Below are 12785 nucleotides of genomic sequence, written 5' to 3'. Positions count from 1 at the left end.
TCACGAATTACGAATTAATTTCATCTGCTGCCACCAGCGATTAAGAGGATAATAAACCACAGGCGCCCATAAACTACTCAGAATTGCCGAGGCTAAGGTAGCACGCTGGTAATATGTCCAAATACTGGCTGCATGACGATTTCCTGTTAAAGATAACTGCACAGCAAAAATAGTATCTGCGACCACAGCCATGCCAAATACAATTAAAGCAATAGAAATAAAGTCTTCTTGAATAAACCGCTGCTTTTGAATCAGAGCAGTTAACATTCCGACTATTCCCAAACCCAAGGCATGAGTTGGATCTGGTGATGTCATTGCGTCTTGCAATAGCCCTAAAATTATTCCCGATAGCATAGCAGAAAATACGGAGCGATTGACACTCCAAGCCACTACCCAAATGAGTAGCCAGTTAGGGCCTATGCCTAATAATTCCATTCCGGGAAACCGAGTTGGCAACATTAGTAAACATAGCATTACAGTTAAAAATGTTACCGCAGAATCCATAAATTGATGCCACCAAGGATGCCAAAGAGCTAATGGCGGAATTAAAAAAAAGGATTTTCGGGCAGAGGAAGCTGCTTTTTTAGCTCTGTTCCCAGGAAATCCAGGTATCTTCATATTTTGATAAATGATTAGTGATTGGTTATTATCTGCTGAAGCTGCTCTAAAAAACTTACTCAAAACTAAATAAAATAAAGAATATTCAATGGACTATCATCGCTTAATTTTAATCCTTGTGGAGCAAGTCTGACTAAATCTAATTTTTTGTAGCTGATAACCAAGGGCTAGGAAAAAATTTTTTTCTTAGTGTTATATGTCACTTTTACCTGAAATTAGGAGGTTTTGTCGAATAATTGCCAAAAATTTTGCCAAAAAATACAAACAAATGGCCAAATTTTTGCCAATATAGAAATATTATTTTGTAAAAATTCACTTGGCAAAAATGAGCATGAGTGAGAAAACCATAGAAAATTACGGGAAAAGTTTTCTCGTTCTAATTTTGCCGATATCGTTTGTGATTGTTTTCTTGGTGAATACCTGGAAAGTCTTACTGCTAATCTTAGGGCTGCTGATGGTTTTCAATCTTTGGCAGCAATATAGATGGGAAAAGTGGTGCAACCAAGTTAACCCGCTTTTTTATGACTTGATTCGGGAAAACCAGGGAAAAATTACACCAATGGATTTGGCAATCAAGGGTAATTTTTCGGGACAGGTGGCAAAACGCTATTTAGATGGTAAGGCTCAGGAATTTGGTGCTAGTGTACTAGGTTCTGAAAATGAGGAACAATCGTACTACTTTATTAATGCCAGTATTCTCGGCGATATTCTTGATAGTAGTGAATTGCTAGAAAAACTTCCGGCTCAACCAGTTACTAAAATTGCCCGTTCGTTTTTAGCTCCACCTCCAGTAATACTCCAGGAGGAGGAAGCGCAACCTAAATTTGAATCGGAATCGGAATCCTTACCTGCCCCTACCCATGAGGAAGTTAAAAAACCTCTAGAAGAACAGTTAGTTTTTGGTTCGCTGATTCAATCTGAATTAGCCAAACGGCTAAATGTCTATTCCAGTACGGTTTACAAACGACGCAATGACCCAGATTTTGCCGATTGGTGTCGTAGCCGTGATCCTGATGGTATCGCTTGGTCTTATTCTCGTAAGTCTAAGGAGTTTTTCCCCATTGAGGAGTAGGGAATAGGGAATAGTTTTAGCACTGACTACTGGGCGCAGTCCCTGCGCCCCTACGGACTAATCCCAATCGCTTGACTGATGGATGTTAAGCCGTTTTCTTCGAGTTTAGTTAATAAACCGGCAAGAATACGGCGTACCATCATTGGTCCTTCATATATCCAGCCTGTATAAGTTTGAACCAGACAAGCCCCGGCTGTGATTTTTTCCCAAGCATCTTCAGCGGTAAATATACCACCTACACCAATAATGGGCATTTGCCCTTGGGTTTGTTGGTAAATGTAGCGAATTATTTCCGTAGAGCGATCGCGCACTGGTTTTCCGCTAATTCCTCCCGCTTCTTCTTGGGGGGATTTACCAGTTTTTTCAATGATTTGGGTTTTGAGTCCTTCTCGGCTGATGGTGGTATTGGTAGCAATTAGACCGGCAATTTGGTAGGTTTTAGCCAGATTAATAATGTCAGATATTGCTTCCCATTCTAAATCCGGGGCTATCTTCACAAATATGGGTTTCTGTGCGATGTTTTCCTGCTGTAGCATATCTAAGATTTGACTGAGCATGGTAGCATCCTGGAGCGATCGCAATCCCGGTGTATTGGGAGAGGAAACATTAACTACAAAATAATCACCCAAATCCTTCAGTAATCGAAAACTCTCTAGATAATCCTGGGCTGCTAATTCCAAAGGTGTTATCTTGGATTTACCTAAGTTTATTCCTATCGGTATTGGGATTGGGTGAATCAAATGTTGTTTTGCCGCTGTTAATCTTGCGGCCATTGCGACTGCACCAGAATTATTAAAACCCATCCGGTTAAGTGCCGCTTGATCTAAAGGTAAACGAAATAACCGAGGGGGGGGATTTCCCGGTTGGGGGTGATAAGTAACAGTACCCAATTCAGCAAAACCAAACCCAAAATTATGCCACAAACTAGCGCCAACACCGTCTTTGTCAAATCCAGCCGCTAAACCCAAGGGATTGGGAAATTTCATTCCCAGTATAGTTTGTTCTAGTCGTGGGTTCTGGAGAGATAAAGATTGGTAAAGGAGATGATTTAAACAATTATTAGCCGGATAATAGCTGGTTTTTGCCAACCAATTAAGACTACTAATAGTTTGTTTGTGTAACCACTCTGGGTCTGTTTTCACCAGAGTAAATAAAAAATGACCAACTAATGCTTTATAAATATCCAATTTAGGTTAGGAGTAAAGAATAGGACATCAAATCTTCAGGCATCTATTGACATTTCCCGACAATAGGTTCATAATACTATATATGTATACGAGAGTTTTGTAGTTAATTTAAAGTCAATAAATATTTTGAGTAACTGTAATGGTTCCGAATAGACTTGAATGGCTACAAAGAAAATAAACCTTTCCTTAGAAAACTTGGTAGTTCTAGAGAAAATTTGGGTATTGAACTCGTTGATAGACAATCAAGAGCCTTAGAATTATGTTCTGTGGGCAATGTGGGATACCACCTTCACTAACTCAGTTGGTGATGTTATACTGGATATTCACGATATCTCAGATGTCGGGGAATGTCTCGGTTAAAAGTATCAGTCAATTAAATTAGGGAATTTCAGAAAATAATAGGACTTACGCACAAGTCACAAACCAAAGAGAATTTCAGAGATATTTTGCGCCATCTCCGGTCAAGGGTGGAGACGTTCCATGGAACGTCTCTACAAGGGTTTCAGGTTACGCACATTAAATATTCACCTGATGTCTATTAGCTAAACTGTGACAAAATTAGCTAATGCTAAAGTCCCCGTTAAGCCCGTCACCTCAATAATAGCATCAGTAGCAGCACTAAATCCTGCTGTTCCATCATTAATAGCGACAAAACTACGGATATTAGCACCAGTACCAAAGGTAAATTGAGCAGCAGAGTTAGCTACAAAAGCAGTATTGGTTAACTTAGCTGCAATTTCCGTTGTATTCAGTGTTGCCACAGATCCCACATTGGAAAATACGCTGCGGGCAGTGGAAACAAGGAATAAATCATTATTAGCAGTAGCATTGAAGTCTGTAATCACATCAAAACTACTGAAGACAGAATCGGCTAAATTACGGTAATCAAAACGGTCTATTCCCAGTCCTCCGGTTAGAGTATCTTTTCCTCTACCGCCAGTTATGGTGTTATTACCAGTATTACCAGTAATGACGTTATTACCTGCATTACCAGTACCGTTAATTGCGGTTGTTCCCGTTAAAGTCAGGTTTTCGATGTTTGTCAAGGTCGCAATACTCCAGGTGATACTAGATTGAATTGTATCTGTACCTGCGTTGGCATTTTCGGTAATGGTGTCAGTGGTGGTATCAACAATATAAATGTCATCACCCGCACCACCAATCAAGGTATCTATACCTAATCCACCATCTAGAGTGTTATTACCAGTATTACCAGTAATGACGTTATTACCTGCATTACCAGTACCGTTAATTGCGGTTGTTCCCGTTAAAGTCAGGTTTTCGATGTTTGTCAAAGTGGCAATACTCAAGGTGATACTGGATTGAATTGTATCTGTACCTTCGTTGGCATTTTCGGTAATCGTGTCAGTGCTGGTATCAACAATATAAATGTCATCACCCGCACCACCAATCAAGGTATCTGTACCTAATCCACCATCTAGGATGTTATTACCAGTATTACCAGTAATGACGTTATTACCTGCATTGCCAGTACCGTTAATTGCGGTTGTTCCCGTTAAAGTCAGGTTTTCGATGTTTGTCAACATGTCAGTACCAAACATGGTGGGAATACTAGGAATACTAAAGGTGATACTAGACTGAATTGTATCTGTACCTTCGTTGGCATTTTCGTAAATGGAATCACTAATATTGTCAACAATGTAAGTATCATTACCTGCACCGCCAGACAAATAATCACTTCCAGTCCCACCATCTAATGTATCGTTACCACCGTATCCATACAGGGAGTTATTACCACTGTTACCTGTAATAACGTTATTCAATTCATTGCCATACCCACTTATACCATTCGTACCAGTGAGGGTGAGGTTTTCTAGGTTAGCTCCTAATGTGTAACTGTAACTAACAAAAGGGTTTGTACCAGAAGAATACTGGACAGTATCAGTTCCTTCATTGGCATTTTCAGTAACAGTAGCATTACCATACGTATACATATTACTACCTGTTACAATATAAGTATCGTCACCCGCGCCTCCAATCAAAATATCTGTACCTAATCCACCATTTATTGAGTCGTTACCACCGTATGTACCTAATCCACCATCTAATGTATCGTTACCACCGTATCCATACAGGGAGTTATTACCACTGTTACCTGTAATAACGTTATTCAATTCATTGCCATACCCACTTATACCATTCGTACCAGTAAGGGTGAGGTTTTCTAGGTTAGCTCCTAATGTGTAACTACCTAAAGCAAAAGGGCTTGTACCAGAAGAATACTGGACAGTATCAGTTCCTTCATTGGCATTTTCAGTAATATTAACGCCAATAAAAGAATTACCACTTACAATGTAAGTATCGTCACCCGCGCCTCCAAGTAAGGTATCATAACCTCCTGCTCCACCATCAATAATATTATTGCCGCTGTTGCCCCGGATAGTGTTACTGTTAATGTTGCCAGTGCCGTTAATATTCCCAGTTCCGGTCAAGGTCAGGTTTTCTACACCTGCGGGTAGAGTAGTAGTAGCACTAGATTGTAAAGTGTCACTAATAGTTACTATGCCTATATTTTGCCCTGGTATCAACACAGCACCCGTAGGATTGGAAAGTGTGACGCTAAAGGTTTTATCAGGTTCTGAATAGTTATCATCCAAAATGGGGACGTTAATAGTCTTTGTGGTTTCCCCAGCGTTAAAGGTCAGTGCACCTGTAGTGGTAGTGTAGTCAGAACCCGGAGAAGCAGTGTAGCCTCCTGAATAGGAGTAGCCAGTGGCATATTGGACAGTTACAGTAGTTGTACTGGACGCAGAAAGGGTGACGGTTAAAACCGCATTTTGTGGGGAGGTTTGCCCTTCTATTACTGTGACACTATTGATACTTAGACCAGGCTTTGTTGAAGGTTGGGTAATGTATAAGTCATTGTTTTGTATTGACAGAACATTATTGCCAACAATGGTTAAGTTAGGTGAGTAATAAGGTGAGTAATAATAATAACCACCACTCGTGGTAATTTGGGTGGTTGTTGTGCCATCGTAAAGAAAGATATCACGATTACTGCTATTATTACTATTACTAGTGCCTACCCATGCCACCTTGTTATTGGCAACCGTAAAATTGCTGTCAGAATAAGGAGAATCGTCATAAAAAGGGAAGGAATTACTTAGTGTTACCGTTGAAGTTCCATTGTAGAGTTTCAATGTGGAACTAGAACTAGAATAATAACTATTACTATTTGTTGTTCTATCTACCCAAACAACCCAGTTACCATCAATCTTAAAGTCTTCTTGTGACGACAACTGACTGGCTAGTTGGGTTGTGGTGTTAGTAGTACCATTGTAAAGCTGAAGAGAATAATTTGTGCCATCATATTTAGAGTAGACAACCTTATCTCCAGAAACTAGTGGATTATAAACCTCAATGTTATTGGTAATTTGGGTAGTAGTTGTGCCATTGTAGTAAAACAAGTTTTCTGCCGTACCATTCCAGTTAAACCAAGCCACCTTATTATCATTATCAGAAATAACAGGACTATAATCGTCGGTGGTGTTGTTTGTGAGTTGGGTTGTAGTAGTTCCGTTGTTCAGATAAATTTCGTAGTCATTACCATCCCAACCAACCCAGACAGCATTACTACCTGATAGTTTTAAACCCCTTTCGTCTGTGTCGTTATTGGTAAGTTGAGTTGTGGTTGTGCCGTTATTGCGGAATATTTCCACATCCGTGCCATCATTAGCATACCAGAGGACAGTATTACCAGCAATCTGAGGTGCGTAGTCGTTAATTGTGTTATTGGTCAGTTTGGTTGTTGTGCCACCACTGTAACGATAAATCTCTGTGTCACTACCATCTTTTTTGGTATAAACAACTGTATTACCAGAAATATTGTAATTGCCATTGGAAATATTGTAATTGCCGGGTGTATCAATATCATAGGCACTATTGGCAATTGGTAATGTTGTTGTGCCGTTGTAGAGGTTAAGAACAGAATTTGCTCCCTTGCGAGCTACCCAAACGTAATTACTACCGGAAGATTTAACAGAAGCACTTCCCAAAGAAACACTTCCCAAAATAGCTAACTTAACTGTCTCATAGACGGTAATCCCCGCTTCTTCAATGGCAATATTTTGGCCATTTAGGGTAATAGTCCGATGATCATTTTCATTTTGGATACGATTTATTTCCGTAGCACTTACAGGTACACCACGCACTAAAGCAGAGAAATATTCACCTTCATCTCCTCTGGTGTCTGTGAGGTTGATTTGAGCGTCTAAATAATGCCCAATTTCTTCTAAAAGAATAGCCTGAATTTGATTTACAGTGGCAGTATTGAGAAAACTATCAGACAGATAAATCTTATTCTGAGTTGCAGCATAGCCTGCTCTTGCAGTCCCTAGCACTGTACCACTAACGACTTCAATATTTGGTAAAGCACTGAATTTTTTTGATTGCCACTGAGCAAGAATAGACTCTGCTTTTAAGCGATTGTAACTAGACCCGAAAGCTGTCCCTAATATTGTCCAGAAATTGTGAGAACGAGCATATTCAAATAAAGTATCATAAACGGAAGGAATGGCTGTATTCAGAAGATTATTGATGTAATTCTGATTTTGAGTCATTTTTTTCGCCTTTTAAGTTAAAAAACAGTAAAATTGTCAGATTTTAAGACTTAAACACTATCGAGGCTGAAACCTGTAGTTTATTGTGACTGAGCTTGTTGAAGTACAGACCGCAAAAAAGCTTTAGTTCCCAGAATAGGCTTAGACTAGAACTATTTCAGAATATAACATATAAATAGTTTATACAAGATAAAAAAAGCTACAGGACTAATAATGTAAGTTGCTAGTATGGCTATCGCTACGCAAGCTACAGGTATACTGTCAGAATCAGGTGGTTATCGAGCGATAGCCTGCGTGGCGTAGCCATAGTCGAGATAATATCTATGATTAAAGGATGAAAACAGGGATTTTATCACCAATTACCAATTACCAATTACCTTGATTATTATGGAGCGTGTTCGTTCTAAATCTGATTTACCTGAAAAAATCTGTGTAGTCTGTCAACGTCCATTTAGTTGGCGAAAAAAATGGCAAGATTGTTGGGATGAGGTGAAATATTGTTCAGAACGTTGCCGTCGTCGTCGTTCTCAGGCTAAAAATGAGAGTTAGACCAACCAATAAATATATGGGCGCAGGCCCTGCGCCCCTACGAAGAAAATAAATGATTTTACAAATGCAACCTAAATTAATTATTCATGGAGGGGCTGGTAGTTCTCTCCAAGGTAAGGGGGGATTAATCGCAGTCCGCAATTCTCTTTCTCAGATTGTTGAAGAAGTTTATGCTCTCTTGCTTACGGGTGCAACTGCCGCTGAAGCTATAGTTCGGGGTTGTCAAATGCTCGAAGATGAACCACGCTTTAATGCCGGTACTGGTTCTGTGCTTCAATCAGATGGACAAATCCGCATGAGTGCTTCCATGATGGATGGCACAACTGGGCGCTTTAGTGGTGTAATTAATGTGTCACGGGTGAAAAACCCCATTGAAATGGCGCTGTTTTTACAAGATTCCGATGATCGGGTTTTGTCTGATTATGGTGCGGCTGAGTTGGCGCGGGAGTTGCAGCTTCCTAGTTACAATGGTTTAACAGATTTGCGCTTGCAAGAGTGGACCCTAGAACGCCAGGGGAACTTTAAAAGAACAATGGCTGGGGTAGTAGCAGAACCAGAAATGGCAGAAAGTGCGGGCAGGGGAACTATTGGTGTCGTGGCTTTAGATAGCTATGGTAAATTAGCGGCAGGTACTTCCACCGGGGGTAAAGGCTTTGAACGCATTGGGCGAGTCAGTGATTCGGCGATGCCAGCGGGTAATTATGCAACTAGTCATGCAGCAGTTAGTTGTACGGGCATTGGGGAAGATATTATTGATGAGTGTTTAGCCGCTAAGGTTGTGGTGCGCGTTACTGATGGAATGTCACTACAGGAGGCTATGCAGCGATCATTTACGGAAGCTAAGAGAAATAATCGGGATTTTGGAGCGATCGCTCTTGATGCCACTGGTGCGATATCCTATGGTAAAACCTGCGAAGTATTACTGGCTGCTTACCATAATGGCGAAAACATTGGTGATACTTTGGAATGGAATGATCAAGAATTGATTGGTCAGTAGTCAGTTGTCAGTTGTCAGTTGTCAGTTGTCAGTGGGAAGAGTAAAGATAAATATTTTCCTTATTTTCCCATTTATTCTTTTTTGTGCTTTTGTGGTAAAAAAATGAATCTCCCAGTAACACAATCTTGGCACGATGTTCGCGCAGCATTAAAAGCAATTTGGGGATATGACGATTTTCGTCCTCCTCAAAAAGAAATTGTTAACTGTTTAATATCACAAGAAGATGCCCTAATTATTATGCCCACAGGTGGGGGGAAGTCAATTTGTTTTCAACTTCCTGCCCTACTACAAACAGGATTGACTTTAATAGTTTCTCCTTTGGTGGCACTAATGGAAAACCAAGTTGAGGAATTACGTCAACTATCACAAAAAGCTGCACTTTTACACAGTGAATTAACTCCATTTCAACGCCAAGCAACTTTGCAAGCTTTGGAAAAACAGCAATTAAGATTATTATATTTATCACCAGAAACTTTACTAAGTCCAGCAGTGTGGAAAAGGTTATGTGATCCCCAACTACAAATTAATGGTTTGATTCTGGATGAAGCCCATTGTTTAGTGCAGTGGGGTGATAGTTTTCGTCCAGCTTATCGGCGATTGGGGGCTGTGCGTGAAGCGTTACTAAAATCAAAACCACCAGGAACAAAAATTAGTATAGCAGCTTTTACGGCAACGGCTGATCCTTTAGCCCAAAAGATTATTTCTACAGTTTTAAAATTACACAAACCTGAGATTTTTCGGATTAATCCCTACCGGGAAAATTTAAATCCTCTTGTCCGCATTGCTTGGACTCCTAAAGGGAGAAAACAACAATTATTAAAGTTTATTCAAGAACGACCAAATCAAGTTGGTTTAATTTATGTACGGACTCGAAGAGATAGTGAAAATTTAGCTCAGTGGTTGACAGAAATAGGACATCAAACTAATAGTTATCATGCTGGATTGAGTCCAGAAGAACGTCGGAATATTGAAGCTAATTGGTTGAGTGGAAAAGTCCAGTTTGTGGTATGTACTTGTGCTTTTGGACTGGGAATAAATAAACCAGATGTCCGCTGGGTTATCCATTTTCATGCACCACATTTATTATCTGAATATGTGCAAGAAATAGGACGAGCAGGAAGAGATGGTAAACCTGCTGATGTGCTAACTTTGGTAAGTGAACCAACGGGGTTATTAGATTCTGAGGATAAGCAAAGACAGCATTTCTTTGCAGAACAAATGAGAGGACAACAGCAAAAAGCCCAACAATTAGCCACAAAATTACCACCCCAGGGGGAAGTAAATGCTGTAATTAAAGAATTTCCCATTGCTGCTGTGGCACTTTCTCTTCTCCATAGTAATGGACAACTAGAATGGCTTGATCCTTTCCATTATGCTATTTCTTCAAAGTCAGGAAATCCACCAGAAACGCAATTACAATCTGCTAAACAAATGAGTGAATATCTCACTACTAAAAAGTGTCGTTGGCAGTTTTTATTAAATGCCTTTGGGTTTGAAACACCTACTGCTAATTGGCGTTGTGGACATTGTGATAATTGCGGCAAGTAATTATTTGGGTAAATTATAGTGTTTTTCATAAAACGATACAACCAATATGGCGCAGTAGATCAGGAAGATTTCTAGTAAACTAACTTATGCAGCATTAATAAACTTAAAGTGGAAGCACAACCAAGAGAAATACAAAATTACATTACATCAAATAGAAAAACCCCATTTGCAGAATGGCTTGATGATCTCAAAGATCTGCAAGCTATTATTAAAATAGAAAAGAGAATCAAACGAGTGAAGTTAGGTAATTTAGGAAACTACCGCACAGTTGGGGAAGGAGTCTGTGAAATAAAAATTGACTATGGACCAGGATACAGGATCTATTTTGGACAAATCGGGTCAAAAATAATACTTTTGCTTTGTGGTGGAGATAAAAGCACCCAAGAACAAGATATATTGACAGCTAAAGAATATTGGAGAGATTATGACAACAGAAGTAAAAATATCACCAAGTAGCAGTTACCAAGATTATCTTATTTCCTCTCTTCAAAATGAAGAACACGCTAAAGCTTATTTAGCAGCTTTTTTAGCATTAGATGAAGAAGGACGCGAACCAGAAGTATTGCGTGCTGGTTTAAAAGATATTATTGATGCCAGAATATTGGGTAATAATCTTTCGGAAATAGCCAAAGAAAGCTATCAAGAACTTGATAAATTGTTATCAGAAAATGCAGGAAATGAAATTTATACTTTAATTGAATTTTTAGATGCTTTAGGTTATCGTATTGCTTTAGTACCTAAAGAAGAAATACCCCAACAATAGAAATCCCCGACTTCTTTTTTCATCTCATCAAAAAATCATTAATTGATGATAGAATTCAGAGATATGAAAAAATTAAAAAAAGAAGAGTAAAGAATCTAACTCTAACAATTTTTAATTTTTAATTCTCAATTTTTAATTCTTCGTTGATTCTTCTTGGCTACAATATTTATTTAATTGCACTCCTAAAGCATCTGATTCTTTTCCAGCAGTTTTAGCTGCGGTTGTCAGTGCAGAATCAATTTCTTTTCTGGCTTTTTCAATTTTTGCTCTACCATCTGATGATGCCTCTGCTTTTTTAGTTTCCCCAAGTGCTTGAGAAGCTTTGGCTATGGCTTCACTCAGATGATCAAAGATTTTGATAAATTTGGCTTCAAATTCTTCCAGTTTGGGGTCTTTTAAATTTAATTGCTGAATAGACTTAGTGACATTTTTTAAGTCTTTGGATAATTGCAAGCTGGTTGATACCTGCTGACCTTTTTTTATATCAATCAATGATGTACCTTGATTGACAACTGTAACTAATCGCTGACATTGGGTGGTTTTAGTCTCGCTGCAACTAGTAATTAACAATGCAATGCTCAGGCTAACAGGAGCAATAACTGAATAACGGGAAAATAACATTAACATCCCAAAAGCATTAAAATCCCCTAAATATTAAGCCAGATAATCATTAATTCGCAATTACGAATTTCTGTGTTGAGCAGTTTACCAATCTACTGGCAACCCTAATGTATCTAAGGTTTTGCCATCTTGCAACAGTGTTTGGATGTCGCTGTCTATTTGAATTTTACCAGTAGAGAGGACTAAAGCCCGTTGGGTAACTCTTCCTAGCCAATGGAGATCATGGGAAGCTATTAGCATCACTTGGACAGGTAATTTTAATAATACTTGGGCTAAATGTCTTCGCCATGCTGGGTCAAGTCCGTTGGTGGGTTCGTCTAAGATGAGAATTGCCGGATCTAGGGCTAAAATTGCGGCTAAGGCGGCTAAACGTCTTTGTCCTCCAGAAAGTTCATGGGCAGAACGATGGGCGTAGGCTTCGAGTCCAAAGTCGGCTAATAATTGATGAGCTTTATCTTTAGCCGCGATGGGTGACACACCATAGTTAAGGGGTCCGAAGGTGACATCTTCCAGGATTGTCGGCATAAATAATTGGTCATTAGCATCTTGAAAACTAAAACCAATTTGTCGCCTAATTTGCGGCAAGGTGTTTGGTAATATCTCTATACCGTTAATCCAGATTTTGCCACTTTGGGGATGTTTTAAGCCAATGAGGTTTTCTAGTAAGGTACTTTTACCTGAACCTGTAGCACCCATTAAGGCCACGCGATCGCCTGTTTGTAAGCTAAAAGAAATTTCTTGGAATACGGGTTGCTGGCGTTCATAGGCATACACCAGATTTTGGACTTCAACGACAGCAGTATGTGGTTGAGAGATGGACATTTGGGGATCAGAAGTTAATGATGTCAAG

11 protein-coding genes and 2 pseudogenes are annotated in these 12785 nt (G+C 39.4%); 6 read left to right on the top strand and 7 right to left on the bottom strand.

Annotation, left to right across the window (positions count from 1 at the left end):
* Positions 1-618: a rod shape-determining protein MreD gene (gene mreD / locus EZY12_16590; GenBank protein ID QSX70706.1), complete on the bottom strand. Its 618-nt coding sequence runs from the start codon at positions 616-618 to the stop codon at positions 1-3.
* Positions 619-949: 331 nt separating this feature from the next.
* Here mreD and EZY12_16585 point away from each other — a divergent pair, with 331 nt between their 5' ends.
* Complete coding sequence (locus EZY12_16585) at positions 950-1690, top strand: hypothetical protein (protein QSX66424.1); 741 nt, start codon at positions 950-952, stop codon at positions 1688-1690.
* Between the two features lie 50 nt (positions 1691-1740).
* On the opposite strand, the gene EZY12_16580 is transcribed toward EZY12_16585, so the two are convergent.
* The 4 genes and pseudogenes from EZY12_16580 to EZY12_16565 form a co-directional block, all read right to left on the bottom strand.
* A complete protein-coding gene (locus tag EZY12_16580; GenBank protein ID QSX66423.1) occupies positions 1741-2877 on the bottom strand; it encodes a quinone-dependent dihydroorotate dehydrogenase in 1137 nt (378 codons plus the stop codon).
* 542 nt (positions 2878-3419) lie between these two features.
* Entirely contained in the window at positions 3420-4346 is a 927-nt protein-coding gene (locus tag EZY12_16575) for a calcium-binding protein (protein ID QSX70705.1), read from the bottom strand.
* 192 nt (positions 4347-4538) lie between these two features.
* Positions 4539-4832, bottom strand: a pseudogene (locus tag EZY12_16570) (hypothetical protein).
* Positions 4833-4883: 51 nt separating this feature from the next.
* Positions 4884-5543, bottom strand: a pseudogene (locus EZY12_16565) (sodium:calcium exchanger).
* A 2301-nt stretch (positions 5544-7844) separates the two neighbouring features.
* Between EZY12_16565 and EZY12_16560 the strand changes: the two are divergent.
* The 5 genes from EZY12_16560 to EZY12_16540 all read left to right on the top strand — a co-directional run bounded on the left by EZY12_16560 (position 7845) and on the right by EZY12_16540 (position 11314).
* Positions 7845-8006 (top strand): DUF2256 domain-containing protein, encoded by a 162-nt coding sequence (locus EZY12_16560; protein QSX66422.1) that lies wholly within the window; start codon positions 7845-7847, stop codon positions 8004-8006.
* Positions 8007-8058: 52 nt separating this feature from the next.
* Positions 8059-9003: an isoaspartyl peptidase/L-asparaginase gene (locus tag EZY12_16555; GenBank protein ID QSX66421.1), complete on the top strand. Its 945-nt coding sequence runs from the start codon at positions 8059-8061 to the stop codon at positions 9001-9003.
* Between the two features lie 102 nt (positions 9004-9105).
* Positions 9106-10551 (top strand): ATP-dependent DNA helicase RecQ, encoded by a 1446-nt coding sequence (locus EZY12_16550; protein QSX66420.1) that lies wholly within the window; start codon positions 9106-9108, stop codon positions 10549-10551.
* A gap of 108 nt (positions 10552-10659) precedes the next feature.
* Complete coding sequence (locus EZY12_16545) at positions 10660-11007, top strand: type II toxin-antitoxin system RelE/ParE family toxin (GenBank protein ID QSX66419.1); 348 nt, start codon at positions 10660-10662, stop codon at positions 11005-11007.
* Positions 10976-11314: a transcriptional regulator gene (locus EZY12_16540; protein QSX66418.1), complete on the top strand. Its 339-nt coding sequence runs from the start codon at positions 10976-10978 to the stop codon at positions 11312-11314. The genes EZY12_16545 and EZY12_16540 overlap by 32 nt, the downstream gene beginning before the upstream one ends.
* 132 nt (positions 11315-11446) lie before the next feature.
* On the opposite strand, the gene EZY12_16535 is transcribed toward EZY12_16540, so the two are convergent.
* Both EZY12_16535 and EZY12_16530 read right to left on the bottom strand, forming a co-directional pair.
* On the bottom strand, positions 11447-11941 hold the full coding sequence (locus EZY12_16535) for a hypothetical protein (GenBank protein ID QSX66417.1): 495 nt from the start codon (positions 11939-11941) through the stop codon (positions 11447-11449).
* A gap of 78 nt (positions 11942-12019) precedes the next feature.
* The gene (locus EZY12_16530) at positions 12020-12784 is read right to left on the bottom strand and encodes an ABC transporter ATP-binding protein (protein ID QSX66416.1); all 765 of its coding nucleotides are present in this window, start codon (positions 12782-12784) and stop codon (positions 12020-12022) included.
* Between the last annotated feature and the right edge of the window lies 1 nt (position 12785).

Origin of the sequence: Dolichospermum sp. DET69 (assembly GCA_017355425.1) — a bacterium.
Lineage (GTDB): Bacteria > Cyanobacteriota > Cyanobacteriia > Cyanobacteriales > Nostocaceae > Dolichospermum.
This window is presented reverse-complemented; position numbering and strand designations above follow the sequence as displayed.

Excerpts from the sequence above, each read along its gene's own strand:
- EZY12_16585 (QSX66424.1), top strand. The coding sequence starts at position 950 with ATGAGTGAGAAAACCATAGAAAATTACGGGAAAAGTTTTCTCGTTCTA.
- EZY12_16540 (QSX66418.1), top strand. The coding sequence starts at position 10,976 with ATGACAACAGAAGTAAAAATATCACCAAGTAGCAGTTACCAAGATTAT.
- EZY12_16560 (QSX66422.1), top strand. The coding sequence starts at position 7,845 with ATGGAGCGTGTTCGTTCTAAATCTGATTTACCTGAAAAAATCTGTGTA.
- EZY12_16550 (QSX66420.1), top strand. The coding sequence starts at position 9,106 with ATGAATCTCCCAGTAACACAATCTTGGCACGATGTTCGCGCAGCATTA.
- EZY12_16535 (QSX66417.1), bottom strand. The coding sequence starts at position 11,941 with ATGTTAATGTTATTTTCCCGTTATTCAGTTATTGCTCCTGTTAGCCTG.
- EZY12_16555 (QSX66421.1), top strand. The coding sequence starts at position 8,059 with ATGATTTTACAAATGCAACCTAAATTAATTATTCATGGAGGGGCTGGT.
- mreD (QSX70706.1), bottom strand. The coding sequence starts at position 618 with ATGAAGATACCTGGATTTCCTGGGAACAGAGCTAAAAAAGCAGCTTCC.